This is a genomic window from Phytohabitans maris, from assembly GCF_031085175.1.
Lineage (GTDB): Bacteria > Actinomycetota > Actinomycetes > Mycobacteriales > Micromonosporaceae > Phytohabitans > Phytohabitans maris.
This window is the reverse complement of record NZ_JAVHUY010000023.1, coordinates 90883-116766: the sequence shown is the minus strand read 5'-3', so window position 1 is coordinate 116766 and position 25884 is coordinate 90883. Positions and strand designations below refer to the sequence as shown.

The 25884-nt window shown below is 69.4% G+C and carries 23 protein-coding genes; 17 read left to right on the top strand and 6 right to left on the bottom strand.

Going from position 1 to position 25884, the window contains the following annotated elements; translation table 11 throughout:
- Positions 1 to 47: 47 nt before the first annotated feature.
- Together RB614_RS24255 and RB614_RS24250 are read right to left on the bottom strand one after the other, a co-directional pair.
- Positions 48 to 3203, bottom strand: coding sequence for a serine/threonine-protein kinase (locus RB614_RS24255; protein ID WP_308714916.1), 3156 nt, complete (start codon positions 3201 to 3203; stop codon positions 48 to 50).
- 338 nt (positions 3204 to 3541) lie between these two features.
- Positions 3542 to 4375: a hypothetical protein gene (locus RB614_RS24250; RefSeq protein WP_308714915.1), complete on the bottom strand. Its 834-nt coding sequence runs from the start codon at positions 4373 to 4375 to the stop codon at positions 3542 to 3544.
- 63 nt (positions 4376 to 4438) lie between these two features.
- Here RB614_RS24250 and RB614_RS24245 point away from each other — a divergent pair, with 63 nt between their 5' ends.
- The 4 genes from RB614_RS24245 (at position 4439) to RB614_RS24230 (ending at position 9697) form a co-directional block, all read left to right on the top strand.
- Positions 4439 to 5266 carry a hypothetical protein gene (locus RB614_RS24245; protein WP_308714914.1) on the top strand — a complete coding sequence of 276 codons (828 nt, stop codon included), beginning with the start codon at positions 4439 to 4441 and terminating at the stop codon, positions 5264 to 5266.
- Complete coding sequence (locus tag RB614_RS24240) at positions 5263 to 5448, top strand: hypothetical protein (RefSeq protein ID WP_308714913.1); 186 nt, start codon at positions 5263 to 5265, stop codon at positions 5446 to 5448. Before RB614_RS24245 ends, RB614_RS24240 begins: the two co-directional genes overlap by 4 nt.
- Positions 5449 to 6147: 699 nt before the next feature.
- Positions 6148 to 8325 carry a helix-turn-helix domain-containing protein gene (locus RB614_RS24235; RefSeq protein WP_308714912.1) on the top strand — a complete coding sequence of 726 codons (2178 nt, stop codon included), beginning with the start codon at positions 6148 to 6150 and terminating at the stop codon, positions 8323 to 8325.
- A gap of 553 nt (positions 8326 to 8878) precedes the next feature.
- The gene (locus tag RB614_RS24230) at positions 8879 to 9697 is read left to right on the top strand and encodes an SAM-dependent methyltransferase (RefSeq protein WP_308714911.1); all 819 of its coding nucleotides are present in this window, start codon (positions 8879 to 8881) and stop codon (positions 9695 to 9697) included.
- 171 nt (positions 9698 to 9868) lie between these two features.
- On the opposite strand, the gene RB614_RS24225 is transcribed toward RB614_RS24230, so the two are convergent.
- Positions 9869 to 13075: an error-prone DNA polymerase gene (locus RB614_RS24225; protein ID WP_428983095.1), complete on the bottom strand. Its 3207-nt coding sequence runs from the start codon at positions 13073 to 13075 to the stop codon at positions 9869 to 9871.
- Positions 13076 to 14037: 962 nt separating this feature from the next.
- On the bottom strand, positions 14038 to 14310 hold the full coding sequence (locus tag RB614_RS24220; protein WP_308714909.1) for an adhesin: 273 nt from the start codon (positions 14308 to 14310) through the stop codon (positions 14038 to 14040).
- A 321-nt stretch (positions 14311 to 14631) separates the two neighbouring features.
- On the opposite strand from RB614_RS24220, the gene RB614_RS24215 reads away from it, so the two are divergent.
- The 3 genes from RB614_RS24215 to RB614_RS24205 all read left to right on the top strand — a co-directional run bounded on the left by RB614_RS24215 (position 14632) and on the right by RB614_RS24205 (position 17016).
- On the top strand, positions 14632 to 15045 hold the full coding sequence (locus tag RB614_RS24215; RefSeq protein WP_308714908.1) for a hypothetical protein: 414 nt from the start codon (positions 14632 to 14634) through the stop codon (positions 15043 to 15045).
- Positions 15046 to 15518: 473 nt separating this feature from the next.
- A complete protein-coding gene (locus RB614_RS24210) occupies positions 15519 to 16586 on the top strand; it encodes a chymotrypsin family serine protease (RefSeq protein ID WP_308714907.1) in 1068 nt (355 codons plus the stop codon).
- Positions 16587 to 16635: 49 nt separating this feature from the next.
- Positions 16636 to 17016: a hypothetical protein gene (locus tag RB614_RS24205; RefSeq protein WP_308714906.1), complete on the top strand. Its 381-nt coding sequence runs from the start codon at positions 16636 to 16638 to the stop codon at positions 17014 to 17016.
- Positions 17017 to 17070: 54 nt separating this feature from the next.
- Here RB614_RS24205 and RB614_RS24200 read toward each other — a convergent pair whose 3' ends face one another.
- Complete coding sequence (locus tag RB614_RS24200; RefSeq protein ID WP_308714905.1) at positions 17071 to 17613, bottom strand: DUF421 domain-containing protein; 543 nt, start codon at positions 17611 to 17613, stop codon at positions 17071 to 17073.
- 378 nt (positions 17614 to 17991) lie between these two features.
- On the opposite strand from RB614_RS24200, the gene RB614_RS24195 reads away from it, so the two are divergent.
- The 10 genes from RB614_RS24195 to RB614_RS24150 all read left to right on the top strand — a co-directional run bounded on the left by RB614_RS24195 (position 17992) and on the right by RB614_RS24150 (position 24754).
- Positions 17992 to 18495, top strand: a complete 504-nt coding sequence (locus RB614_RS24195; protein WP_308714904.1) for a nitroreductase family deazaflavin-dependent oxidoreductase — start codon at positions 17992 to 17994, stop codon at positions 18493 to 18495.
- A gap of 617 nt (positions 18496 to 19112) precedes the next feature.
- Positions 19113 to 19874: a potassium channel family protein gene (locus tag RB614_RS24190; RefSeq protein WP_308714903.1), complete on the top strand. Its 762-nt coding sequence runs from the start codon at positions 19113 to 19115 to the stop codon at positions 19872 to 19874.
- Positions 19875 to 20423: 549 nt separating this feature from the next.
- Positions 20424 to 20954, top strand: coding sequence for a MarR family winged helix-turn-helix transcriptional regulator (locus RB614_RS24185; protein ID WP_308714902.1), 531 nt, complete (start codon positions 20424 to 20426; stop codon positions 20952 to 20954).
- 173 nt (positions 20955 to 21127) lie between these two features.
- Positions 21128 to 21457: an STAS domain-containing protein gene (locus RB614_RS24180; protein ID WP_308714901.1), complete on the top strand. Its 330-nt coding sequence runs from the start codon at positions 21128 to 21130 to the stop codon at positions 21455 to 21457.
- 431 nt (positions 21458 to 21888) lie between these two features.
- Positions 21889 to 22059 (top strand): hypothetical protein, encoded by a 171-nt coding sequence (locus RB614_RS24175; RefSeq protein WP_308714900.1) that lies wholly within the window; start codon positions 21889 to 21891, stop codon positions 22057 to 22059.
- A gap of 94 nt (positions 22060 to 22153) precedes the next feature.
- Entirely contained in the window at positions 22154 to 22522 is a 369-nt protein-coding gene (locus RB614_RS24170) for an STAS domain-containing protein (RefSeq protein WP_308714899.1), read from the top strand.
- A complete protein-coding gene (locus tag RB614_RS24165; RefSeq protein WP_308714898.1) occupies positions 22516 to 22818 on the top strand; it encodes a BON domain-containing protein in 303 nt (100 codons plus the stop codon). Before RB614_RS24170 ends, RB614_RS24165 begins: the two co-directional genes overlap by 7 nt.
- Positions 22819 to 22863: 45 nt before the next feature.
- Positions 22864 to 24048 (top strand): FAD-dependent oxidoreductase, encoded by a 1185-nt coding sequence (locus RB614_RS24160; protein ID WP_308714897.1) that lies wholly within the window; start codon positions 22864 to 22866, stop codon positions 24046 to 24048.
- Positions 24045 to 24461: an STAS domain-containing protein gene (locus RB614_RS24155; RefSeq protein ID WP_308714896.1), complete on the top strand. Its 417-nt coding sequence runs from the start codon at positions 24045 to 24047 to the stop codon at positions 24459 to 24461. Before RB614_RS24160 ends, RB614_RS24155 begins: the two co-directional genes overlap by 4 nt.
- A complete protein-coding gene (locus RB614_RS24150) occupies positions 24461 to 24754 on the top strand; it encodes a BON domain-containing protein (RefSeq protein WP_308714895.1) in 294 nt (97 codons plus the stop codon). Before RB614_RS24155 ends, RB614_RS24150 begins: the two co-directional genes overlap by 1 nt.
- A 93-nt stretch (positions 24755 to 24847) precedes the next feature.
- On the opposite strand, the gene RB614_RS24145 is transcribed toward RB614_RS24150, so the two are convergent.
- Positions 24848 to 25561, bottom strand: coding sequence for a DUF4142 domain-containing protein (locus RB614_RS24145; protein ID WP_308714894.1), 714 nt, complete (start codon positions 25559 to 25561; stop codon positions 24848 to 24850).
- Between the last annotated feature and the right edge of the window lie 323 nt (positions 25562 to 25884).

Here is a 25884-nt window from a genome sequence, read left to right as displayed (position 1 = left end):
GGCACAGTCAACTCGGCGGGCGAGGGCCGGCATGCCGGTACCAACGATCAAGGAGTGAGACGCCCCGGCGTGGGCGACCGACATCCACGCTCGGCCGGGCTGACGCAGTCTCCTCGTCCGGTGTCTCTCCCCGTGCGGCCACACAGCCAGGCCGCCCATCCGGCCACCGGCGACTTTGGCCGGAAGATCGCAATGGCGTTGCTGCCGATGCCGCTCGGAACGAGCGCGACCGGTTCGTCGACCAGTCGCGGGTTGAAGCGTGTGCCCCGACGCAATCCGAACCCCGAATAGCTAGGCCGACCCCCGTATCGCCGATCGGATCCGATGGTCGGCCGCTGCGTTGCTGGCGAGACTCCTGAAGTGCGAGAGAACTTCGGGGTTGCGTCGTAGGACGTTGGCGACGATCGCGGCGCCGTGTCCCGTTCGTGAAGCGAGCCAGGCGTGGATGTCGCGTTGGACGTCCCAGCGGTCCCAACGGTCCAGGTACAGGATGGCCTGGGCGGTGTCTTCGAGCAGGTCCCACTCTTCGATCTGCTCGGCGTGGTAGGCCACGACGAGCAGCCATGTGACGAGTCGATCGACGTCGCTGTACTCCAGTGTGACGTGGCCACCGGTGTGCAGGTCCTGTACCGCCTGCACCACGTCGCGGGCGGCCGGTACGTCGGCGGAGACGGCGGCGCGGGTCTGCTCGTCGTCGAGGCTGACCAGCACATCCATGTACAGCTCGTAGTCGGCGTGCGCGCGGGCGGCGAGTTGCAGAAGCGCCCTGAGCGCCACTTGGTCGCCTCCGGCCGCGGTCGCCAGGAGTGCTTTTCCCTGGTTGACGGGTAGGCCGGAGGCTCGTCGAGTTCGCGGGCCATAAGGGTGAGGAGGTCGTCGACGCTGCCGAGGCGCCGGTCGGGATTGAGGTCGGTGATGGCCTTGATGATCATGCGCCACGGCCCGGCCAGTGGCAGAAGTGGGACGTTGGCTTGCGGCCACCTCTGGGTCAGTGCCCAGCCGATGATCTGTCCGATGCTGTAGAGATCGGCCCGCGGGCCAACGATGTGCGCGTTGACGCCCAGCTCTGGCGCGGCGAACCCTTCGGTGCCGAACGGGCCGCCAAGGCGGGTTCGGTGTGGGTCGGTGGTCTGGCCGCGGGGGCGCCGGCCCAGTCCCCAGTCCGCGACCATCCACCGACCGTCGTGAGTGAGGATGTTGTCCGGCTTGAGGTCGCGGTGTATCCAACCAAGTTGGTGGGGTTCGCGCAGGGCCTCGCAGACGGCGGTGACCAGTTCGCGCAGCCGTTGCGGGCTGGCAAGCTGCGACGCTCTCGTCTGTGCGGAGTCGTCGGCCAGGGGCATGACGAACCAGTCGTAGCCGGGGCTGAAGTCGAGGATGGGCATCACGTGAGGATGAGAGCCGAACAGCTGCGCGGCCTCGACCTCGCGCCGCATCCGGGCAACCTGGTCCGGGCCGCGGACGGTCAGCTTCTTGAACGCGACCCGCAGGTTCGTCGGCTTGTGGACGGCACCGAACACGACGGCTTGCCCGCCTGTGGCTATCGGTCTCGGGTCGAGGCGGTAATCCGTGCGGAGTCCTCGTGCGGCGACACGGACCGGGTCGAACGGGTCGGCCGGTCCGGGGAGCGCCGCCGGCGATGACGCCGGCTCGGATGGTCCGGCCGTGGTAGCAGGATCCGGTGTGGCCGGCGTGATCGCTACGCGGCCCGCGACTGATGCGGACGTACGTTTCTGGACGGGCACATCGTCGGCGCGGGCGGGCGTTGGCGTCGTATCGCCGATCGCGACGATCACTGGGCGCGGCACGCGGACGTCGTTGCCGCGCACATCGCCGAGCATCAGCAGCTCGCCATCTGGTCCCGATGAGGCCAGGCCGTGGACGCGGTTACTGGCGACCTCGGCGATGAGTTCGCTCGTGCCGGTAGTGAGGTCGGTGCCGTACACCGTGGCGTGTACTCCCCGACCGTTGGGCGAGGCGGTGATGACCACCTGCGGGCCCGCGACGACGAGGTGGTCGGGGCTGTGGTGTGGGGTCTCTATCCAGTCTTCCCGCCGAACCCTGCTACTGCGGGCCAGGTCGACCACGGCGGAATGCCCAGCCGCGGCCAGGAAAAACCGTAGATCACCGAGCCATCCAGCGGTGTGGACGTCGGCGTTGAAGACCACGCTGCGGCGCTGCTGCTGACCGGCGCGACGGCCCAGGCGGGTCAGCGCGAGGGTCGCGATGCCCGAGCCGAAGTCGGCGCCGTACCCGGACAGCACCCACGGGTCACCGCCCGGGCCTGCGAGCAGCGCGCGGGCGTCACCGAGATCACCCGCGACCGGAACGAGTACGCCATCCTTCCACTCGACGACGGCCGGCCCGCATAGGGTCAGCACACCGCCGGCCGGGCGGGGTAGCGGGTTGCCGCGGCAGCCGGCCAGCGGCAGCAGCCACCGGGCAGTGCCGCGCTTGGGGTCGACTTCGACGATGCCCTCGGCCGTGGTGACCAACAGCTGTGCGGCGTCGGTTACGGCGAAGCCAACCGGTTCGCCCCACCCCTCCTCACCGCTGAGCAGGTGCCGCACCTGCACACCGGCGGCCGCGCCCGCGCGCAGGTCCCAGGGAGCTGGCAGCCGATCGGGTGTGAGGAACCCCGGCGGTGCCGACCGTCCGGCGTCGACGAGCAGGTCCGTCAGGCTGCTGTATCCGATCCGGTCGAACAGCGCCCGGTCACCAGCCCGCCCTAGAATTGCCGCAACGGTGGCCAGCCCGCATAGCATCGCCTCCACGTGGAAGCGATCCAGCAGCACGACGGTGGGATCGTTGTCGTGCTGGGCCTCCTGCGGGGCGGTGAATCCCGACATGGACAGCAGGACGAGCCGTACCCCAGGCCGTGCCGCGGCCTGCTGAAGTTCTCGCACGTGCGCAGGTGTCGCCGGCTCCGCAAACCACGTGACGGTGACGAGGTAAGCCACGCCGCCAACATGCAGCGCCACGGCCGGATGCGAGCCGAGTACGGACACGGCGCGGCGCCCCTCGACGCCCGCCTCAGCCACAAGTTCCACCAGCATGTCCGCCAGCCGGTCGGCTCGCCCAGCCTCGGGTAGCTCGGCGTCGTTCAACTGTCCGTACCGGACGACCAGTCCTGGCTGATCGTGGTCGGCGGTGGAGCTATCAACGCTCACCACGCTGGCTTCGCCCTCAGACGGGAATGTCATGGTCGACCTGGAGCGCGACCGCGAGCTCGTGGTTCTCGTGTAGGGAGTTCTGCTCCGGATCCACCAAGTCCGACATGGCGTCGAGCCTAACCCTGCCAGACACATACGGCCGTGCCGGCATCCCACAGATTCGACCCGTGTCTGCGACCGAGATTCCGCCGCATCGTGTCCGCCCGCCGCGGTGCCACCGCCGACGCGGGTCTGGTGCCCACCTGAGCCACCCGTGCCGGCAAATCGAACCGCGAGCGGCGCTAGTCGCTGCAGTATGGGTGAACCGGTAACACCCGGGGTGGTGCTGGGTATCGGCTACGCCCGCTGGGTGGAAGCCAGGGTTCCAGCTACCGCAGTCGCCGGGAGATGAGGTCGCGGGTGGTGTCGTTGAGCTGGGTGGCGACGAACGCGTTGAGGCGTTCTGGGTCAGGTTCGACGCGGCGGGCTTCCTCGCGCTCCTCCCACGTGTCGTAATCCTGGGGATCCGCAGCGGTGACCACGCCGATACCGTGGGCCCGCGCTGCTTCGGCGACGTCGGCGACGTCGTCTTCGAGGTTGTCCGCCTGGTCGGCTGGCACGTGTAACAGCACGTAGGAGTGGGTGGCGGCCCGACGGTGCGCGAGCGCTTCGTAGACCGCCTGAACGTTGATGGCGTTGGCCGCCTTGACCTCGAAGGTGGCGACCTCGAGGTATTTGCCGGGCACGTAGGCGAAGGTGCGGACCTCGACGCTGACAATGTCCGGCCGCGACCAGGTGCCACCGGTAACTCGGCGGCCCTGCAACGCGGTGACCTCCACGGCGAGGGGGTCACGGCGGTGGTCTTTGGCCCAGTCATGCGCGATCACCCGACGCATCGGCTCGTACAGGGCGAGTTCGTTCTTGATGACTGCCTCGACCGTGGCGGCCGTGGTGAGCGCGTCGGCTCCGGCGTCGACGACCACTGCGACGGTGCGCTCCTCGACCGCCGTCGTAGCCAGGACACGCCGCACGACGCCGCCGCGGCCGCGGCCCCGCACGACCAGGCCCATGTCGACCAGCGCGTCACGTGAGCGGAAGTACCGGTCGGAGTCCCAGCCGAGCCGCCTCTGCAAGGTCGGGTTGCTTGTCGTCGTTCCGTCGGGGGCAAGTGCCGCGAACAGGGTCTGGTGATCGCCGTGCAGCGCGGCAGGGTCAACGGCCATGAAGCGATGGTAGGACGCCAAGCAACTGCGGCCTGGCCGCCGCGGACCCGCCCGCTCCTCCCTGTGCCGCTGGAGCATTCAGCCTCACCCGGCCGGGGACAGGTACCCAAGCGGCCCACCCCAGCCGCGGCCGCGGAACTGGCCAGTTGGCCGATCACTGTCGTTGGGCGTGACGGCGACGATGCGATGATGGTGGTGTATCGGCGGCCCGGCAACCGGGTGTGGCTGACCTGGGCGCCGCAGCTGGCGAGCTGGGACCGGACCGGCGCGCCGAGCCAGCTGCGGCTCGCGCAATTTCTGGCCCACGCCGACGCCAGCACGTCGGCGCTGCTGACCGGCGACGGGCCGTTCGCGGTGGAGCTCACCGTCGGCCTGCCGGACGGGACCGCGCTGGACACCGATGGTCGGGATCTGGACAACTACCTGTACCCGCTGGCGCAACACCTGGGCGCTACCCGTTTCGCCGCGGTGTTCGGCCGCAAGACCCGCGGCCGGTCCTGGCTTGCCACCGGACCAGCGGTACCCGACACGAAACCGGCGACCGCGCCACGGTTCACCGCCCGGCTCACTGGCTCCTACGTCCGCCCGGAATGGAAGCGGGCCCTACGAGACCTCCTGATCCGCGATGGCGTCACACCCGCACCCGCGGGTCCGCTCGCGCTGCACGTCACGATTGGCACCGGGCCGGCCCGCAACTGGGCCAACCTGTGGAAGCCACTGATCGACTCGCTTGGACCCCTCCTCGGTGAACACCCCGGCCGGCCGTTCCACCCGCACGACGACCGGATCGTCGACCTGAGCCTGCACCATCACATCGACGCCGCGCTCGGCTATGACGTGCAGGTCGGACTAAGGTGGGCTCCTTTAACCGCGACTACCGTGCCGTCATGACCGATCCCAGGCAGCGGGTTGCCGATTTCTGGGACGAGCACACCGCAGCATGGTTGGCCGGTGCCGATCCGATGCCGCACCCGCTGCCACATTGGTTCGACTCCTACTCGGGCGTCGGCGCCGGCGAAGGCGGGACAACGGATCAGTTGGCTCATTTCTTGGGTCGGTCCCGAAGATCTTGATGGCCGCCTCAAGTGTCCGTATGGCTTTCGGGGTCGGTCCACGTCGTCAGCCGGATCTCGGTGACCGTTGACCCGAGGTGGTGCCGAACTGAGGACCGTGCCGGTGAACTGGGGCGTTTTCGGCGCGTTTCTCCAGCGTGTTGTGTGGCCGTCGTGGCGGTCGGCCTGGCCGAAGTCGCGGCGTCGATATCTTCGGCGCGCTCGCGCGGTTCGTCGTCCGGGGCGCGACTACGGTGATCGTGCATGCGGGTTACGCCCGATCGCCGCGTCCGTGCGGTGCGTGCGGTGCGTGCGGTGCCGTTGCCCGTGGCGGGCCAGGTCGTTGTGTGGTGAGGCGCGGCCTGGGGCCGTGGGGAAGGATGGGGTCGTGCCGGATATGGACGCTCATCTGTTGTCCGCGACAGTTGTCGGCGGGGTCGCCTGTCTCGATCGAGTGAGGGCCGTTGCGGTAGCCGGGTCGCCGCGCCTGCCCATGCACGGTTCGTGGAGTCCGGGCGGTGGCGCTGGACGCTCTGGTAGTACCAGCGGCCGCCCGGTCGAGCCGTGCCGGTACCTGACGGTCGGTGGGAGCACCTCATCTCGGCCCCGGCCGGGTCGGCGCACGACCTGCGACGCGATCGCGGCGCCAGCGCGGCCCGGTTCGTTCAGGCGCGTTCCCAGTGCCGATGACATGTGCATGCGGGGTTGGCCATGGCGGTGATGGTGGATGCATACGCGGCCTACACGCAGCATGTCGAGGATTACGACTACGACAACCGCGACTTGGACGAGGTGTTGCCGGGTTTCGCGGCGCGGATGGTGGCGGTCGCGGGCCGGCAGTTGGCGGTGCTGGCCTACCGGGACGCGTTCACCCTTGGAGACAAGCCCCTGAACCGGCGTTCGAAGAAGGCCACCGGAACGGTCTTCGCGCACCTGCCCACGATGTGCGACCGGCAGGACCGGACGTGGCGGCTGGCGTGGGCCCGCTGCTTTGACGATCTGGCCGCTGACCTGGAAGCAGGCCTGGCTCCGCTACCGCGGTGCACCGGGGAGCGGTGGGCACTGCAGATCATGCTCGACCGGGCCGCGCACCTTCTGGCCTGCTCGGACGCGCAGCTCGCCGAGTTAGGCATTCGCGTGGCCACCGACGAGGAGCGCTACCGGCCGCCGTGCTGGGAGACCGCGTTCGAGGCGTTCGTCGTCCACGACGCGCACTACAGCATCAGCGAAGCCGCCACGGAAGACGAAGACCAGGCCCGGGAGCCCGCTGAGGGATGGGACGCACCGCGATACTGGTACTCGCCGTACACGATCACCACCGCCCGCGACCCGCAACGCGGGCATCCCCGATGGGTGGGCGAGCGTCTCGGCGGCGGGTCCGCCGAGCCCGACGGCGGCTTCGCAAGGGCTGCGGACCTGCTCGGCTACACCGCGCGGGTCGATCCGTGGGCTGCCTATACCGACGAATACCGGGGTGTGGTGGAGTACCGGGTGCTGGCCGAGGTGCTGACCCCGCAGGCCGCTGCCCTGCTGCGTGTGGCGGCCGAGCAGTTGGCTGGCGTCGGCTACGACGAGGTGGTCCGATACGGCGACGCGCCTCTGGTGCGCGAGGAGGACAACGACGGCGGCTGGTACGAGACCGGCAGGTTCCTGGTCAACCTGCCCTCGTTGTGTGACCGGCAGAGCCAGGCGTGGCGGCTGGCGATGGTACGGGCCGTCGGCGACCTGGCCGATGACCTCCGCGAGCGGCGGGCGCCGCTGCCGCGCTGCAACGCCGAAGAGGTTGCCCTGCACCTCATCCTGTGTGAGGCGGCGGCGCTGCTGGACGAGGCCGACGACACCGCGTACTTCGCCGACCTGGGTCTACCGCCGCAGCCGGCGTGGTCGCCCCGGCACCGGCAGTTCGACCTCATGCGGGAGGTGTTCTTCCAGGACGAGGACGTCCTGATGGCCTACGACATGGTGCTGGCCGACGCGGTCGACGACCCAGACCATCCGGTGGCGCAGTGGCTGCACACCGGGGACCTGCGTCCCCCGTCCTGGTTCGACACGTTCGCGAACCTGCGACCCCGCCCAGCCGATCGCGGCTACCCCGCAGGGGTGCTGGCGGCGCTGCGGGAGCACTCCCCGGCGTTGCGGTTCGCCGCATCCACCGCGCAGACCGCGGACCTTCCGGAGCCGGCTCCGGCGCCGGACCTGCTCGACGAGCGGTTCGAGGTGTTCGTCGGTCTCGCGCAGCACCGCTTCTTCGACCGCGCATGTGCGGTGGGAATGGCCCGCGCCCTGCACGACCTGCTCGTCGCGTTCATCGACACGCCCACGCTGCACCCGGCCCGGGTATGGATGTCCGGCCAGCGGGCCACCGTCGCCGGCGAGATGCTCATCGTCGACACGGACTTCTGCATCGACGGGCAGACAGCCGCGTGGAGGCTAAACGCCGACCTCAGCGACGGTGACGCCCGACTGTGGACGATACGGATGCTCACCGACCTGGCCGCGAAGGTCGTCACCACCTATACCACCGGCGGCCCTGAGCTGCTGTTCGACCCGATCAACGAAACCCCGCCGCCGGTCGACCCCGGACTGGTGCCGGCGCTGGCCGCCCGCGCCCGGCACCTGGCCACACTCACCACCCTGGCCGCGTTCCTGCGGCATCGCCGCGCCGAGCTGGGCCTCAGCCTGGCGCAGGTCGCCGAGGCCGCCGTGCTGCCCGCGCCAGTCATCTCCGGCTGGGAGGCCGGTGGCCCGGCGGCGCCCGCGCAGGTGGCGCGCTGCGCCCCGGTACTGCAGGTAGGCGAGGACACGCTGGTACGTGCCCGCGACGGGCATCGGACGGTCGGCTACTGGCCGTTGCCCTCATCCACCCGCCGGACCAAGTCTGACGGCCCGGCGGGGTAGGTCACCATCGGCGGCGGGGTTCGGCCTGCCCGTCATGGCCCGCGTCTACCGCCCGGCGGTGGGCATTCGGTCCAGCTCCGCGATCACCTCGGCCGCGGTACGGCCACCCTGATCTCGCCGTACGCCTCGAATCCGGTCGGGGCCAACCGGCCTCAACGTGGCGATCCACCGACCTGGATTCCGCTCCGTTGATGTGCTGCGGGTACGGCGACGTGCACGGCCCCGTTGGCCGCTGGACGAGGAAACCAAACCAGCACCACGACTGCCCCGTCGCCGACCATTTCCTCCTGTCAACGAATCGTGCACGTAGCAGCGCCCCAACGGCCGTACAGGGAAAGGAAGACGCCCCGGTTGAGATCCTTGATCTGCGTCTTTAGCCGCTCGGGTCGAAAGCCGCCCGTCGCGATCTCTGCCTGGTTGGGCTGAGTCCCGCTTCGGCTTCCAGGTTTGGGTCCACTACGATCACCTTGAGGCACGTCTGGTCCGCCGCCGGATTTCCGCAAGGTCCCTGTGGGTCGTCTGCGCAAGGAGACTTGAACGCCGGGAGGTGCTCGTGACTACGGGAAGTCCTGATGCGGGTCGCGAGCGCGGGCCGGTGGCGTCGGTCGCCCGGATGTATGACTACTACCTCGGGGGAAATGATCATCTGCCGGTGGATCAGGCCGCGGCGGAAGAAGTGATCGAACGAATGCCACTTATCCGGCTCATGGCGCGGTCCAACAGGGCGTTCCTGCAGCGTGCGGTGCGGTTCCTGGTTGATGCCGGTGTCCGGCAGTTCCTCGACATCGGATCCGGGCTTCCGACGATGGGCAATACGCACGAGGTTGCGCAGGCGTTGGCGCCCGACGCCCGCGTGCTATACGTCGACGTCGAGCCAGTCGCCGTTCTTCATGGCCGGCGGCTGCTGGAGGGCAACGATCTGGTGGGAATGTTGCAGGGCGATATTCGTCAACCGGCGAGCATCTTGGAGCAGATTGAGTCGCCGGAGTATGCCTCGGTCATCGACCTGGGCGAGCCAGTCGCGCTGATCTTGACCTCGGTGCTGCTGTGGGTGCGGGATGACAACGAGGCTTTCGGTGCCGTGCGTGCGATGACCCGTTCCCTGCCGCCCGGTAGTTGGCTGGTAATCAGCCATGGTGCCGTTGGCGGGGTCGACACGGAGGTCGCCGATGCGGTGGCGGACGTCTATCAGCGCAGGTCTGCAGCCGTCGGAAGACGAACTCGTGATCAGATCATGGAGTTCTTCGCTGGTTTCGAACTCGTCGAGCCGGGACTCGTGTGGCTGCCGCAGTGGCGGCCCGGGCCAGACGACTCCAGCGACTTCGAACAGCCCAACCAGTCTGGCGCGCTGGCCGGCGTCGCATTCAAGTAGACCGGACCGAATCCAGCGCCGCCGGGACGGACTTTGGCAGTGACGAACGGATGTATCCGTTGAGAATTCCGCCGTTCGGTCGGCGCATGGGCCGGCGTTGGGTCGTAGGAAGCTGGCTGATGACCTGCTCCCGTTCGGGTTGCCAAGCCCTCAGTGTTCGCTCCACGGTGGTCACCGGAAGTCCCGCGATGTCAGTGTTGCCGCGATCGGCAAGGACTGGATCTGGTCGGCGACGAGGTTGATCACGCCGCTGGCCGCTTCGAGGCGGCCGCGCACGAGCAGGGCCGGGCTGTTCCTGAGTAGTTTCCGGTACCGGTTCCACGCGCCCTCGGATACCACCACGTTGAGCATGCCTGTCTCGTCTTCCAGGTTCAGGAAGGTGACTCCGCGTGCGGTGGCCGGCCGTTGCCGGTGGGTGACCAGGCCACCCACCAGGATTCGGGTCTTGTCCGGCACCTGGCTGAGCTGGTCGATGCGGATTGCCCCTACAGCGTCGAGGTGGGCACGGACGAGGCGAATGGGGTGGTCGGTGGGTGATAGGCCGGTGGCCCAGACGTCGGCGACGAGCCGGTCCACAGCGTCCATTCCGGGCAACATCGGCGCGCTAACCGGGACGGTGTCCGGCAGTCGGTCGGGTTTGTCCAACGCTGCAGCGCCGGCGGCCCATAGTGCCTGGCGGCGGCTCAGGCCGAGGCCGGCGAACGCGTCGGCGGTAGCGAGCGCCTCCAGCTGATGGGTGGATAGGTCGGCGCGGCGCGCCAGATCGGTGAGGCTGGTGTAGGGGCCGTCGGCGTCGTGGGCAGTAACGATTCGAGTGGCGGTGTCGGTGGTGATGGTCCGGACCTGGTCCAGCCCGAGCCGCACCGCTGGTCCATTACATCCCCAGGTATGCGGCGGCGTGCTGGGTTGGGCACCCCAATGGGTGTCCGGTGTGGACTCCAGTGTGGCCTTGACACCAGAGGCGTTGATGTCGGGCCGGCGGACCTCGACGCCGTGCCGTCGCGCATCGTCCACAAGCGACTGTAGCGAGTAGAACCCCATCGGTTGTGCCCCGAGCAACGCGGCGGTGAACGCCGCCGGGTGGTATCGCTTGAGCCACGCGGACACGTAGACCAGGTACGCGAAGCTCATGGCGTGGCTCTCGGGGAAGCCGTAGTTGGCGAACGCGGCCAACTTCAGGTAGATGTCGTCACACACGTCCGATGGGATGCCGTTGGCCGCCATGCCCTCGTACAGGCGGTCCTTGAGGCGTTCCATGCGTTCGCTGCTGCGTTTGGAGCCCATCGCCCGGCGCAGCTGGTCGGCTTCCGAGGGGCTGAAGCCGGCGCAGTCGATGGCCAGCTGCATCATCTGTTCCTGGAACAGTGGCACACCAAGCGTTTTCTCCAATGCTGGCCGCATCAGCGGATGCCCGTAGATGGGCTGGTCCAAGCCGTTCTTGCGGCGGATGTAGGGGTGGACCGAGCCGCCCTGGATCGGCCCGGGCCGGATCAACGCGACCTCAACCACCAGGTCGTCGTAGACCTGCGGGTCGGAACAGTCCAGATCACCGAGATCCAGGTGGAAGCCGAGGAAATCCACCGCGTAGTGCAACGCGGACAGCATGCCCAGGCCGAGCAGGTCGAACTTGGTCAGCCCGATCTCGGCGCAGTCGTCCTTGTCCCACTGCAACACAGTGCGGCCTGGCATGCGGGCCCGCTCGACCGGGACGACCTCGGTGACCGGGCGGTGGCAGATCACCATGCCACCGGAATGGATGCCCAAATGCCGCGGCGCGGTCAGCAACGCGCTCGCGTGCTCCACAACCGGTTCCGGGATCCCCTCCACTGTGTCGGGGCTCAGGTCATGCCACCGGTCCAACTGCTTGCTCCACGCATCCTGCTGCCCGGGCGAGAACCCGAACGCCCGCGCCACATCCCGGACCGCGGACCTAGGCCGGTAGGAGATGACGTTGGCGACCTGCGCGGTGTGCCGACGTCCGTGCTTTCGGTACACGTATTGGATGACTTCTTCGCGGCGGTCGGACTCGATGTCCACGTCGATATCCGGCGGCCCGTCCCGCTCCGGCGCGAGGAACCGCTCGAACAACAACCCATGCGCGACGGAGTCGACGTTGGTGATCCGCAGCGCGTAGCAGACCGCCGAGTTCGCCGCCGACCCGCGGCCCTGGCAGTAGATGTCCTGCTGCCGGCAGAACCGGGTGATATCCCACACCACGAGGAAATAGCCAGGAAAGTCCAGCTGCTCGATCAGGGCCAGCTCGTGGTCGATCTGCGCCCACGCCTGCGGATGGGCTTGTCGGGGCCCGTACCGGGCGGTGGCTCCGCTGTCCGTGAGCTCCCGCAGCCACGACGCCTCCGTGTGGCCGTCGGGGACGTCGAACGGCGGCAGCCGTGGAGCGATCAGCCGCAGATCGAACGCGCACTCGGCGGCCAGCCGGGCGGCGGTAGGGACGGCGGTCGGGTAGAGGGCCATCCGAGCCGCCATCTCCGCCCCGGACCGCAAATGGGCGGTGCCAGCGGCGGGCAGCCAGGGGTCAAGGTCGTCGAGGCTGGAGCGGGCCCGGACGGCGGCCACGACGGTCGCCAGCCTCCGCCGCCGCGGTGCGTGGTAGTGCACGTTGTTCGTCGCCACCACCGGCAGACCCGTGGACTTGGCGAGGTCGGCGAGGGCGTCGTTACGGTCCCGATCCCTGGGGTCGCCGTGGTCGACCAACTCCACCGCAACACTGTCCGCACCGAACAGCGCGGTCAGGCGGTCGAGCTCGCCCCGTGCGGCGTCGACGCCGTGGAGGGCGAGGGCGGCGGGGACGGTGCCTTTGCGGCAGCCGGTCAACACCACCACCTCACCGGCCAGGCGGGCCGCCGCGTCCTCCAGGTCGTAGACCGGGCGCCCTTTCTGTCCGCCGGCGAGGTGGGCGTCGCCGAGCACGGCGGCGAGCCGGTGGTAGCCCTCCTGCCCCCGCGCCAACACCACCAGATGGCTTCCGACCGGATCCGGGATCCCGGTCTGCCCGGAGGGCAGGTCCAGGGACAGCTCGGCGCCGTAGACGGTGGGGATGCCGACCTCGCCGGCCGCGACGGCGAACCGGACCACCCCGTAGAGGCCATCGTGGTCGGTGATCGCGACCGCGTCCAAGCCGAGCCGGGCCGCCTCCAGCACGAGTTCCTCCGGATGGGACGCCCCGTCCAGGAAGGAGAAGTTGGAGTGGCAGTGCAGCTCCGCGTACGGCACCACCCCTCTTGCGCGGACCAACGGCGGGGCTTCGAAACGGGCTCGTTTACGGCTGTTATGTGGTCTGTCAAGGTGTCCGTTCGCAGAGTGTCTCATCGGCACTCCGGCTGAGTCTCGAGTGCCGTCACCTCGCCAGCTTGGCATTCCGGCCGCGGGCAATTGCTCCTGACGCTGTGACAGCCAACTCCCCTCCTCATTAGACGATCTTGAGCTGGTCTCAAGTCTCAACCGGTCACCCGCACGTGGGACGAATAGCGACGACGGCGGCCAGCAGCTTCCTGCGTGTCCGAACCTCGGGCCGCAAGAACTGGCCGACGACGCGGGCGTTTCCAACCCAGGCATCGACGGTCGGCCCTTGTGGCATTTGACGTTCTCTGGACCCGCGTGTGGGTCGCCGCAGGCACGGAGGTCACCATCACGGTGACGTTCGCGGACGGCTAGACGATGGCCTCTACCACGCTGGGCACGGAATTCGCTGGCGGCAGCTGGCGTTACTGGCCGCAGATGCCGGGCATATCTGTGTCGTTGAGCCCGAGCATGAGTACGGGGGGTGTTGGGAGCCGGCATGACTGATCCGAGTACCTGCGTGCCGGTCAGCCGCCGCGGGCTGTTGACCGGTGGAGCGTTGTCCGCCGGCGGTGCTGTCGTGGGGTGCCGGGGCCACCGTCGTCGTCGGCAATGGTGGCGGGGGGCTGAGTTTGCTATCCGCTACGCCGCCGCAGGCTCATGGCACGCAGACCGTGTCGTTCGACGTTGTAGCGTCAGGGAATCTGCGCCACGGCGGTATGCGGGTCACTGGGTGATCGCCGCACGGGCTCAGGGGTTTTCGCGCCCGCGCTGACCTCTGCGAACCGCGCTCAGCTGTGGCCCGGGCCTTGACCCGGTGGGAGAAGCCTTTCGGTGGAGGATGCGCCACCGTCGCCGTGCGATCAGGCGGCTGGGACGCCACCGCTGGGTCGGCGACCCCAAGGCCTGACCGCGCCTGTGGACTCCGTTGTCCAAGCGGCGGCAGTGGACGGGTCGGAGTCGCGGTGGCAGCGACGGTGGCGCATCTGCCTGACCCCCATCGGGGAGGTGTCAGCTCAGGGCTTGTCCGGCCGGCCAATTCAGTCTGAGATGGCGAACCGGACGCTACCGTTCACTGTGGACGCGTCGAGGGTTTTGCCTTCGAGGATCCGTGCGGCCATTCTGTCCAGAAACAGCCGGGCGCCTGAGGTGTCCACCACCTCGTCGCCGTCGTGCGGCTGCTCGGTCACGTCGACGGCCAGTTTCCCCGGCGAGGAACCACTCGCGAACCGAACGCCAGCCTCATCGGACATACCGCGTTGGCCGGTGAGCTGGCGTATCACTCCGATCGCGTTCTCGGTCAACGTCACCACGATCCACGCCTCCCGTCTCGGGCCGTCGCGCCGGCAGCGGATTGCCTGGCCGTCCGTGCCACAGGGCTGCGCATCGGCAACCTCCCACGGTCTCCAGCGGTCTGGGCCACTCCGAGCCTGGCCTAGCGGTGTGGCGGTACCCGCGCGGATCCATGACGGTTCTGTGACAAACCGACAGGAACGCACGGGGCCTGCGACGAGACGACACGACGCGATGCCGGCCGGAACGATTGCCAGTGAGGCCGCACGCAGGATGGCTCGCGGCCGACGCTGCGTGCCAGGATGCAAACATCGCGGCGGCCGGATCGGGCTGGAGGTGGGATGGGCGACGTGGAGCGATTCGATCCGGATGCCGCCGAGTACGGCGAGGGACTGTTCGGCCGCGTTCTGGCGGCGGCGCCGCGCAGTGGACGTGCCGACGCCGATCTGGGCCGTCTGCTTGACCGCGACGCCAGAGCGATGCTCGAGCTGGCCGTCCGGCGTGCCGGCGAGGGTGGCAGTCTGAGCACCGGCACCGATGATCTTTTTTGGGCGGCGTGCCGTGACGAGCGCGGCGTGTCGGTGCTCCGGATGTGCGGCGTCGATACGGCTGAGATCCTGCGTCGTCTACCCGGCACGCAGAGCCGACCGGCACCCTCAGCGCCCGCGTTGACCCGGGGGTCGTGCCGGGTGCTTATGGCCGCCGCCCACATCGCACTTCAGAGGGTGAGGCGCGGCCCGGCATGTCGCACGTGATCACCGCTCTGCTGACCGAACGGGGTACCCGCGCCTACCACCTCCTGAACGGCGTCGACTGAGCCCCGCGCCGCGTCCAACCGACCCCGGCGGCCATGCGATGTGTGCCCATGTGCACATATTGCAGAAGGTTCATTACCTCGCAATTCGCAATGTTCGATTGACTTGTGTGTATTCGGCGGCGTAGGACGGTTCTGGATGTCACACGTCGCTCGATCATCGCCCTGATCGAGACGGTCGACCAATGGGGGAGGTCACGACCATGAATCTGCCACGGGCGCGGACGGTCGCGCTCGCGCTGGGGCGCCCTCGCGGCGACAACCATCCCGATCACCACCGCGACCGACGCCGGCCCGCACACCGGATCCAGAGCGTTCGCGTTCACCACGAGCAGCGACCACACCGGGCCGAACGCCCCGGCCGACACCGACCGCAAAGTCGTTCCGCAGACGGGCGGTGCGGCGGCCAAGACGATGCGCGCGCAGGCGCCGCTGCTGGAGGCGGCGACGAGGATCCAGCAGCTCGCTTCAGAACGAGGCTTCGATGGTTTTACCGGCACGGCCATCGAAGACGACACGCTCGTGCTCTACTGGCACGGCAAGCTGCCATCGGCTGTCGCCGCCGCCGTCAGCGCACACGGCCGCACGATACCCATCACGGTCCGAGCGGCGCCCTATCCCGCCTCTGTCCTGGCGGCAGAGGCGAAACGCCTGTCCCAACTGCCCGGCGTCAACGGCGCTGGCGCACTGTCCGACTTCAGCGGAGTGTGGGTGGGCGTCAGCGACACCGCCGCGGCCCGCAACGCCGAGAAGCTGGCCAGCGCTGTCAAGATCGTCCCACGTGTCAAGGGCGAGGCAACACCGCTGGCCTGGCGCTGGGACGACACCGAACCATTCTGGGGTGGCGGTGTGGTCGAGCACCGCAGCGGGATCTGGCCGTTCTACTCCTACTCGTACTGCACCGCCGGGTTCGCCGCCCGCCGCGACTCGGACAACGTCGAGGCGATGACGCTGTCCTACCACTGCGGCACCAGCCAGGAGTGGCACACCCCCGAAGGCGGACTCACCCTGGGCAACACGTCCTCCGGCGTCGCAGACGTCGACGGTGCCTACATCAGCGGACGCGACTACGGCGCGACCGTCTACGTTGGGCCGAACAACTCCAGCAGCGGCGTCGCGATCAACGGCTACGTCATCCCGACCGAGGGCACCCTCGTCTGCTACGAGGGCGGATTCTCCGGAGCCTCCTGCAACAGTTACGTCACCACGATCCTGGCGTACGAGGACGGGATCGGCCCGGGCTTCTGGACCGAGGACGCCGCCCAGCAGGCGCCGGCCGGGCAGGGCGACAGCGGCGGGCCGGTGCTGGCCGGCAGCACCGGCAGTGGCCTGAACGGCATCGGCGTGATCACGCTCGGCGACCTGGACACCCAGACGACCTGCCAGGGACTCGGCGACCGCATCTGTTCCTGGCGAGTATTCAACGTCAACCTCATCGCCGCCCTGGTCCAGCAGGATCTCACACTCCAGAGCGTGCCCTGACCGGCCACAGCAGATGACGACGGCAGACAGCAGGGCGAGAATGTAGGTCGTGGCAACGATGCTGTACTGGCTGGTGGCAGTCGGCTATCTGGCCGCCGGCGCGGTGGTCCTTCGCGCGGTGCGCGGCCGGCTGCGCTGGCCCGCGCTCATCGGCGTCATGGTAGCCGGGACGGTGCTGCTGGTGCCGGTCCGCTGCCGCGTGCTGCCGATGCCCATCTGTGTTCCGGGCTCGATCCCACGCGAGTGTGACGATTCCAGCATCTCCTGCTCCACCCTGATCGGCCTGCGTGTCCCGTTCGCCGACGCGCTCGGTGTATCGGGCACGCGGGCCGTCAGCCTCGGTCTCGTCCTGGCCGGCGCGGCCGTTGCAGTGGCCGCCGTCCGATTGGCTCCAGGGGTGGGCCGTCAAGGCGACCGTCGCCGGGGTTGACCGCCCGCGCGGACCGTATGTTCCGGTCGTCGCGCGGTGACAGGCGTGCGACCGTCACTGGCCCTCGCCGGTTGACAGCCCGCGTATGTGTTCCTTGCCCCGCACGTCACCGAAGACGTCCTCGGCGACGGTGGCCCCGTGGCGCAGCACGCTGATCGCCCCGGTCGTTTCCAGTACCACGGCCGCCACGTCGCGGTAGCAGCCGACCCCGGCCAGGCGGATCCGCTGCCGCAACTCGTCCTGGCTGATCCCAGCTCGGCGAAGCTGCGCCGGCAGAACGGTGCCGTCCGCGACGAGCAGAACCGGCGGCGTACGCACAAGCCGGTGGAGCCGGCGACCGCGCCCGTACACGGCGGCGCAATGCAGCCCGAACAACGTGGCCAACCCGACCACGCCGGCGAGCAATGTCGGCGTGTGGCCGAGGATGGCCCGGCCCATGACCGCGCCCACCGCGACGCCCGCCGCATGGTCCGGCACGGACAGCCGCGCCAGCAGCCGCCGGCCGGTAAGCCGGATCAGCAGCAGCAGCGCGGCATAGCTGACGACGGCCGCCACGACAACCGCTATGGCGTCCGCCCATCCCAGGCCCAGGCGCATCTGTCCACCCTCGCAGTCTTCGGCATTGCCAGTGCGCCGGGCCCGCCGGCGAAACCGCCGACCGTCCCGGCGCGGTATTTGTATCTCTGCAAAGTTTGGCTAGTGTGTGAACATCCTCACGTGGCCTGTGGTGGTCATGTGAGTGCGGCCGACTGGATATGCGCGCGGTCGGTGAGCCCCGGCTGGCAGACCACCGCACTGGCCGGGCTCGACGTGGAACCCGCCGAGATCCGGCGCCCCGGCGCTGGCGTCGATCCGGGGCAACGGAGCCGGCGGTCCTAACGCGCCGGCGTACTCTGGGCGGGCGCTGGTCGACGTGGGCTGCCGCGCAGCCAGCGCTAGGCCCCGGCGCTCGCGGCGGTGAGGAGGCAAAGGATCGTGTCCGACACGTCGCCGATCCGCTCCACGGCGATCGGCCGCGTGGGCGCCCGGATACTTGGCAACCGCGCCCTGATGCGCGCGCCCATCTGGCTCTACCGGGCTCGGCTCGGATTTCTGTTCGGCTCGCGGATCCTGATGCTCGAGCACATTGGCCGCAGGTCCGGGGCGAAGCGCTACGTCGTGCTCGAGGTCGTTGGCCACCCCAGGCCCGACACCTACGTCGTCGTGTCCGGATTCGGCGTGCGCGCCCAATGGTTCCGCAACCTGATGGCCCACCCGCGCGCCCGCGTCTCGGTCTCGCGGCATGGGCCCCGGACCGCGACCGCTCGGCGGCTGCCGACAGCCGAGGCCGATGCGGTGCTGGCGGACTACGTGCGCCGGCATCCCCGCGCCTGGAAACGGTTCAAGAACATCCTGGAAAACACCCTCGGCACGACAATAGACGCACACAACACCGCGCTGCCCATGGTCGAGTTGAGCCTGGACGCACGCCGGTCATGAGACGCCGTGCGGACCGCTCCACCGGTGCGGGATGAGCCAACACAAATTCCGCTACCGCAGGCGGCGGCCGGCAGCCGCGCCACGCCGCGCCAAGGGCGAGATCCGGCCCGCTCGCGCGGCACCTCGCGCCGGATCCGCCCGCCCAAGCGTGGCCGCGGCCCGCGCACCTGGTGTTTGGGCTCGTCGTGGTTAAGGGACCGGATCTGGGATGGCGCGTCCGAGCTCTCCGGCGGCCACCGCAGCCGCTGTGCATCGCCCGGTGCCGGGCGGTCGAGCCGCACGCGGTCCTGATGCACGAACCTGCTCGTCGCTCGATCCGGTCTCGACGTCCCGGATCCGGGACTCGATGGGTGGGGCTGAGGAAGCGTTGCATGATCGTCATCCTCACCCCACATCGTGCCGCGCGGGCGGCCCGGGTCGTCGGTCCCGGACCGCGCTGCTGCTGGTGGATCGGAGGGGCCGACGAGCAGGGGCGGTGTGGTGATCTGGCCGGATGCGACAAGACCGGCAAGGGGGTTGCAGCGGCCCGCAGCTCCGCACGCCGAGGGCACTTAGCGGACCGGATGGGGCTGGTCCCGCCGGGCCGTCCGGACCGTGCATCTGTGCAAAGGTTGCGGATGCGCATAGAGAGCCGTTCATCGGTTGGGCCGTGGCGGAGCGAGGCGAGGGTGCGGGCCTGGGAAGCTCGCACGGCGCTTGCGTTGACCGGGCTGGCCGTGCTGTTCCTCGCGGTGTACGCGATCCCGATCCTCTGGCCCGACCTGCCCGCCGGCTGGCGGAGTCGGTGCGAGGTCGCCAACGTGCTGATCTGGGCCGCGTTCGCGGCCGACTTCGCGATCCGTATCGCCATCCACCCGCGCCGGTGGGCGTTCGTCCGAACCCACCTGTTCGATCTGGCCGTACTGCTGCTGCCGGTGCTGCGCCCGCTGCGCGCCCTGCGGGTGGTGACCGCGGTGCTCGCGCTCGGCCGCCGCGGCGGCGCCTGGGCCCGCGGCAGGCTCGCGGTCTACGTCGGTGGCACCACCGTGCTGCTGGTGGTCGTCGCCGCGCTGGCGGTGCTGGACGCCGAGCGGGGGCACCCGGACAGCAACATCGGCTCGTATCCGGACGCGTTGTGGTGGGCGGCAGTCACGATCACGACGGTCGGGTACGGCGACCACTTCCCAGTGACCGTCGCCGGCAAGTGGGTGGCGCTCGGGCTCATGGTTGGCGGCATCGGGCTGATCGGTTTCGTGACCGGCACCCTGGCCAGCTGGATCGTCGACCGGGTCTCCACCGCCGACCGCCCGCAGGACGCCACCAAGGCCGACATCGAGGCCGTGCTCGCCGAGTTGGCCGCGCTCCGGGCCGAGGTCAACCAGCTGCGCAGCCCTTCCTGAGTGAAAGATCTCCCGGGAGATGGCTAAGCTGCGGGCGGAAGACCTGGTTGACCTTGAGCCCGATTGGTGAGTTTCCGGGCGGCTGGGTCGGCGGTGAAACGAGCCATTGAGAGCAGGGTGATGGCGGGACACCATCACGGTTACCGCTCTGCACAAGCGCGCTCGCCCATGGTCCCGACCTGGTATTGCTGGACGAGCCGAGGTCAGACCTGACCCGCCGGCCGGCGCAGCCTCCGGGACGTCCCACGCGAGATCAACCGGCAGGGCCGCACCGTCGGGCCCACTACCCACGACGTGGACGAGGTCGGCGCATTCCTGCGACCGGGTCGCCGGCATGGACGCGGCCGGATCCTCGACTCCGGCGCCCCGGCGTGCGCTCGCCACCGGCTTTGCACGCGCAGACCCGACCCCGCTACCGCCGGCTCGACTCGGGCGGCGAGGACCCCGTTACCCCCGAGCGGGTACCCCACGTGCGTGGGGGCTGCGCGGCAACGCCGCCATGCCTCAAGCGGGCCACGGTCTGCTCGTTGGATGTGCAAACATTGCCCGATGGCAAATTCCACGGTGCGTGGCCGCCGGACGGCGCCAGAAACCGCCGCGCTCGTTGACGGCCTCCTCGGTGCCAGCCGGGCGTTGGTCGCGCTGTCCGCGCGTTCGCTGGCACAGGTGGACGCCGAGGTGACGCTCGTACAGTACCGGGCGCTGGTCGTGCTCGCCTCGCGCGGCCCGCAGCGCACGACCGACCTGGCCGCCGAGCTGGAGGTGGCCCCGTCCACCGCGACGCGGATGTCCGACCGCCTGGTGCGCAAAGGGCTGGCGGAGCGGTTCCGGCGCGGTGACGACCGCCGGGCGGCCTGGGTGATGCTGACCCCGGCGGGACGTGACCTGGTGGGGGCGGTCATGCGGCACCGCCGGCGGGCGATCGCCAAGCTGGTGCGCGGCCTGCAGGTCGCGGATCCGCAGGGCCTCGCACGTGCGCTGGAGGAGTTCGCGGCGGCTGCGGGGGAGGCCTCCGAGCAGCTGTGGTGGCGCCAGTGGCGCTCGTCCACGACCCGGCCCGCTGACACGGTGCCGGCCTGACCTACCGCCGGCGACGGCGGAAAGGGTACGAGGTCCTTGGTGATCCCTTCGTCGGAGGGAACTGTCATCGGAGCGCGGCAATCCTGATCGGTGATCGCCATAAACGGCGGCAAGCGTGGAGGGTGTCAGAGCCCTGCCGGAGGCGTGCCGCCTCCCGATCGGACGGAGACGTGATGACTCTCGTGATCACCACTCATCGTTTACCCGAACCGTCGATGACGATCGCGATTACCCCACAAGGTGCAATCAGTTCGGAAAACGCCCACATGCTCCACGAGCGGGTCATCGCCGTGCTGGCGGCCACCCGCCCGCAACGCATCGTCGTGGATCTGCGCGCTGTGCCGTCCATCGACGAGGCCGGCGTCGACGCCCTTCGGGCGGTGCAGGATGTGGCCTCCGCTCAGGGGGCGCGCCTGGTGCTGGCCGACCCGGACCCGCGGGTGCGGGAGCTGCTTCGGCACAGTGGACTCACCCAGCTGTCGGACGCGCCGGTGCGGGTGTAGCTGGGGCGGGAACGGCGGAGCATGCCGTGCGGCGACGAACCCCGGCCCCCGCCAGCCCGGCCGGGGCGTGGCTCACCCGGATCGGGTTCCTGAGCCAGTCACAGCCAGCCGCGATGGCAGGCGAACCCTGCCGATCGCGGACGACAGGGAGATGCGGACCGTGCGCTCGGGCCGGTGGAGCTGGCCAGCGACGTTCGGCCACGGTGGCAGCCGCGGATCGACGCAGCGAGCACGTCACGCCTCCGGTCAGTGGCTGGGTTGGTCCGGCTGACAGCGCGGCGGCCCAGGTGTCGTGGCCACGTCCCACGCCCTCGCGGTGCGCAGACAGCGTGTACTTGTGCAAAGATTGTCGAGATGAACGCGGCGCGGCGGTTGCCGGCATGAGCATGAGGCCAAGGCCGGGCCCAGGACAGCCGGGGTTCGTCAGCCTTGTGTGCGACCGCTGCGGCACCGAGTTCGGGTCGGCGGTTCACCTGCGGGACTGGTACGTGGTGTGGCCGGTGGCCGTCCGGGCCGGCTGGAGCGGTGAGCCGAAGCCGTTCGGCACCCACTTCTGCGGCACCTGCGCCGGGGCGACCGTGCCGGACGAGGCGCTGTCGTAGCTGGTTGTCACGGGACTGTCATGGTTCCGCGAAGGCGCCTCCACATGCCCCCACCAGTCTGGTTGCGTACCGGTCGACGTGAGGAGGGTGCGGCGTGAGTGCGGTTGCCCAACCGGTAGCCGGCCCGGTGTCGGTGCCGGTGGTGGAGATCTACCTGACTGGCCGCTTCGATCTGACCTGTCTGGCTCCGGTGCGGTCGGCACTGGACACGGCGGTGCGGCTGCGCCCGGACCGGCTGGTGGTGGATATGGCCGGATGCGTCGGGATCGACGCGGCAGGTGTCGCTTTGCTGCTTGATGTGCACCGCGAGCTGCTGCGGGTCGGTGCGGGCCTGACACTTCGCGCGCCGTCACCGCGGCTGCGGCGGATTTTGCGGATCGCCCGGGTGGAGCAGGTGCTGCACGTGGTGCCGGAGGAGGTGCCGCTGTCCGGGCGGGCCACGATCGGGAACGCGCCGTGCTGACGCCGTGGCCGATGCCCGACGACGGTTCCGGGCAGCCGATCCGCCGTCGGGCGCGACGTGCGAGTTCGGACGAGATCCTGGCCGACGAGGTCGTGGCACGGCTGGCCGCGGACGAGCGGACGCGTCTGCAGAACATCGCGGTCGAGGTGCAGAACGGTGTCGCCATCCTCACCGGCCCCGTTGACACGCCGGAGCTGATGTTCGTCGCTGGAGGCCTGGCGTGGCAGACGCCGGGTGTGCGCGACGTCTGCAACGCACTCGAACCGTCCGATGGGGACGATCTGGCCGGCATCTGACCCGAGTCTGCGGGCGTGGGCCGCTGCTGGTGTCAGGGAGGAACTGTGAAAGCGATCATCTGTGGTGCGGGTATTGCTGGGCTCACGCTGGCCTGGTGGCTGAAGCGGGACGGCTGGGACGTGGTCCTGGTCGAGCGGGACGACGGCCCGCGGGCCGGTGGATACATGATTGACTTGTTCGGCTCGGGCTACGACGTGGCCGAGATGATGGGGCTGTTGCCCGCGCTGCGCACCGCTCACACCAGGGTCGCGGAGCTGTCCTATGTAGACCACAACGAGCACGGTGAGGGTGGTATCGCCTATTCGCGGGTCGCGTCGGTCTTCGACGGACGGATCCTGTCGTTTATGCGCGGCGACCTGGAGCAGGCGCTGCTCGACGCGGTCAAGGGGCGGGTCCACATCCGGTACGGCACGAGTATCAAGCAGGTCGGCAACGGCAGCGGCGTCACGGTCAGGCTGACCGACGGCACCGTGGAACAGGGTGACCTGCTGGTCGGCGCGGACGGCGTGCACTCGCGGGTACGGGAGCTGATCTTCGGGGCGCAGGAGCGGTATCTGCGCTACCTGGGTTATCACACCGCCGCCTACGTCATCAGCGACGACGACCTCGGCCGCCGGGTCGGGGACCGCTTCCTGATGGTCGGTGTGCCGGGCCGGCAGGCCGGGCTGTATCCGACCAGCGACGGCCGGTTGGCCGCGTCGTTCATCCACGCCAGCCCGGACCGCGGCGTGCCGCAGGATCCGCGGCAGGCGCTGCGCAGGCTCTACGGCAACCTCGGCGGCCTGGTGCGGTGGACGCTGCGGCAGATGCCCGAGGACGGCGCGGTCTTCTACGACCAGGTCGCGCAGGTCGAGATGGACTACTGGAGTCGCGGGTCGGTCGTGCTGGTCGGTGACGCCTGTTATGCCGTTTCGTTGATGGCTGGGCAGGGTGCCTCGCTGGCTATGGGTGGCGCCTATGTGTTGGCCGATGAGCTGCGTGCGGGCGCCGGTGTCGGCCGGGCGTTCAACGCGTATGAGCGGCGGATGCGCCCATTCGTACAGGTCCGGCAGCGGACCGGACGAAAGACCGCGCGCTGGTTGGTGCCCAGCCAGCATTGGCGGATGACCACCCGCCGGATGGTCCTGGCCGCCGCGCGTCTTCCCGGCGCCACCGCGGTGCTGCGTGCCGCCTTCCGCCCGATGCAGGACAGCGTCGTGGAGCGGCCAGGAAAGGCGCGAGCGGCATGAACGACGACCCGACATCCGAGACCAGCATGAACGACGACCCGAGATCCGAGACCAGCATGTTGATCACCGAGCTGCACACCGAATCCGCGGTCCGGCTGCTCCCGTTCGGTGAGATCGACCTGGCCACTGTCGGGCAGGTGCGCGACGCGATCATCGCCGTGCTGGCCCGGGACAACCCGGCGGCGATCGCCCTGGACCTGCAGCATGTGTCGTTCATCGACTCGACCGGCATCGGCGAGCTGGTGCGATGCCACCGGGCTGCGGCCGTGTCCGGCAGCGTCCTGACGGTGGAAAACCTCGCCCCTTTCCCCCGCCGGCAGCTGTGGGCGACTGGTCTGCTCGGCCTGTTCGGCCTGGCCGACCAGTACCACGACGACGGGGTCCTGGCCCGGCACATCGAAAAGAGCGCGTGATGACGATCCCGTGGCCGGATCCGGACGACGGCTTCTTCCACCACCCACAGCGGGGCCGCCCGGTCGAGCGCGAGGAGGTCGACCAGGCGGTGGCAGAGGGGGTTGTGGCCCGGCTGCTGGGCCACGACATGACCGGCGACCAAAACATCGGCGTGGTGGTGCAGAACCGGGTGGCGATCCTCGCCGGTGTGGTGGACTGCCTCGAGGTGGTGATCCTCGCCGGTGATCTGGCGTGGCGGAGCCCCGGCGTCGTCGACGTCTGCAACACGCTCACCGTGTCTGATCGGGTCTAGTGCGGTGGCCACTAACGTTCACCGGGTGACCGGCGGCCTTCGGCCGCTGGTCACCCGGGCCGGCGAAGCCGGCAAAGGTTAGTGGCCAGCGCACTAGCGGGGCTTGAACAGACGCCAGGTGCCGCCGATGCCGAGCACGAGGGCGACGAGGACGACGATCCAGATGACGGTCGCGTTGAAGCCGCTGCCCGCTGCTGTGCGGGCGAGGGCGGCCTCTTGGAGCGAGTCGACCTTCGGCTGGTCGGCGGGTAGGACCGCGGGTGGCAGCTCGGCGTAGCGGACCAGGCCGGTGCTCTCCAGCAGGGTGAGGTGGTTGAGCACGAACTTGTTCGCCTCTTGGGCGACCTGGCGCACGGTGTTGTTTCGGGTGCCGGAGCGGACCGCGCCGATGACGGGGAAGATTTTGCCGTGCGCGGCCCGGAGCCGGTGGACGAAAATGCGGTCGAACTCCCGGTCGGAGGCCGCGCCGCGCATCTCGTTGAGCCACTTTTTCTGGTCGTCGTTGGGCTGTGTCGGCAGCTGCACACCGAGCTTGTTCGCGGCGTCGACGACGATCTGGTCGAGCTCGGCGTGCTCGGCGGCGATCTGCGCACCGACCTCGCGGACCCGCTGGGCGCTGCCTCGCTCGGCGGCCATCTGCCCGGCCGGCATTTCCCAGAGCCCGGCCAGCCGCACGCCGTTGAGCAGGGCGAGGTCGGTCGCGCCGAGCTGTGCGGGGGCTGCGGGCTGGGCGTTGGCCGCGGCCGCTGGCGTGGCCAGTGCGAGTGCCAGCCCGACAAGGACGGCGACAAGGCGTCGGCGGATCACCGCGAAATCACCTCCGAGAGTCGACCGAACCATTTCTCTTGTCGAGGCTAAAGCGGTCCGTTTTAAGAAGTCAAATAGCAGTTTCTTAAGAAAGAATTGCATTCGTTCGTTGAACCGGGCGCGCCGACCAAATGGACGACATGGCGCCGCTACAATTCATTTTCCGTGAATGCCAGAATGCCGCTCGGGGCCATTTTCCGGAGCGGTTTCGGAACGCTATGGGGCAGTGTCAGTCGGTCATGGGGGCCGCCGGGGGCGCGGGGGGGGGCGCCCCGCGGGGGGGGGCCGGGCGGGGCCTTTTGGCGGCGGGTTTTGGTAAGGTG

Coding starts and splice junctions, on each gene's coding strand:
- RB614_RS24255 (WP_308714916.1), bottom strand. CDS start 3,203: ATGACATTCCCGTCTGAGGGCGAAGCCAGCGTGGTGAGCGTTGATAGC.
- RB614_RS24250 (WP_308714915.1), bottom strand. CDS start 4,375: ATGGCCGTTGACCCTGCCGCGCTGCACGGCGATCACCAGACCCTGTTC.
- RB614_RS24240 (WP_308714913.1), top strand. CDS start 5,263: ATGACCGATCCCAGGCAGCGGGTTGCCGATTTCTGGGACGAGCACACC.
- RB614_RS24235 (WP_308714912.1), top strand. CDS start 6,148: ATGGTGGATGCATACGCGGCCTACACGCAGCATGTCGAGGATTACGAC.
- RB614_RS24225 (WP_428983095.1), bottom strand. CDS start 13,075: ATGCCAAGCTGGCGAGGTGACGGCACTCGAGACTCAGCCGGAGTGCCG.
- RB614_RS24215 (WP_308714908.1), top strand. CDS start 14,632: ATGGGCGACGTGGAGCGATTCGATCCGGATGCCGCCGAGTACGGCGAG.
- RB614_RS24210 (WP_308714907.1), top strand. CDS start 15,519: ATGCGCGCGCAGGCGCCGCTGCTGGAGGCGGCGACGAGGATCCAGCAG.
- RB614_RS24200 (WP_308714905.1), bottom strand. CDS start 17,613: ATGCGCCTGGGCCTGGGATGGGCGGACGCCATAGCGGTTGTCGTGGCG.
- RB614_RS24190 (WP_308714903.1), top strand. CDS start 19,113: ATGCGCATAGAGAGCCGTTCATCGGTTGGGCCGTGGCGGAGCGAGGCG.
- RB614_RS24185 (WP_308714902.1), top strand. CDS start 20,424: ATGGCAAATTCCACGGTGCGTGGCCGCCGGACGGCGCCAGAAACCGCC.
- RB614_RS24180 (WP_308714901.1), top strand. CDS start 21,128: ATGACTCTCGTGATCACCACTCATCGTTTACCCGAACCGTCGATGACG.
- RB614_RS24155 (WP_308714896.1), top strand. CDS start 24,045: ATGAACGACGACCCGACATCCGAGACCAGCATGAACGACGACCCGAGA.
- RB614_RS24150 (WP_308714895.1), top strand. CDS start 24,461: ATGACGATCCCGTGGCCGGATCCGGACGACGGCTTCTTCCACCACCCA.